At 61.4% G+C, this 684-nt stretch carries 1 protein-coding gene; it reads left to right on the top strand.

The window, feature by feature from the left end:
* On the top strand, window positions 1-552 hold a 552-nt coding region (locus FVA95_RS29130; protein WP_193564446.1), incomplete at its 5' end, for a transposase.
* Window positions 553-684: the final 132 nt, after the last annotated feature.

Genomic DNA, 684 nt, shown 5'->3' with positions numbered 1-684 from the left:
CCCTTACGCGATGTCCTGATCGCCTGTTGCGACGGCCTGACCGGCCTCCCCGAGGCCATCACCAGCGTGTTTCCCGACACCGTCGTCCAGACATGTGTCGTACACGTGATCCGTAACGCGATGCGATTCGTGTCCTACTCCGACCGGAAGAAGATCGTCGCGTCGATGAAGACGATCTACACCGCGCCGACCGGCGAAGCCGCCGAGCTCGCACTGAAAGGTCTCGACACCGACTGGGGGCGACAGTACCCGGGCGTGGTCGACGTGTGGCAGCGTGCCTGGAACGAGTTCATCCCTTTCCTCGACTACCCGCCAGAACTACGCCGGATCGTCTACACCACCAATGCTATCGAATCCATCAACTTCCAACTCCGGAAAATCACCAAGACACGCGGACACTTCCCGTCCGACGAGGCTGCGATGAAGCTCCTCTACCTTGGACTGCGCAACATCTCCAGCAAGCGAGGAGGTGACTCCGGAACCGGAACACACGGCTGGAAAACAGCCCTCAACACGCTCGTCGTCTTGTTCCCCGGACGACTCCCACTGTGATAGTTTAACCGCATTCGTCACCCGTCGCTTACACGGGAACCATGACAGGCCCTACCGCGCCGTCTACGACGGCCACCTCTCGCCGCGCAGCCGACAATCACCTGCGCGAGATGCTCTGGGGCGCCGACGGCA

This window comes from Pseudonocardia sp. EV170527-09 (genome assembly GCF_008369905.1).
GTDB lineage: Bacteria > Actinomycetota > Actinomycetes > Mycobacteriales > Pseudonocardiaceae > Pseudonocardia.
The sequence above is the reverse complement of the archived record's forward strand: the minus strand, read 5'-3'. Positions and strand labels throughout refer to the sequence as shown.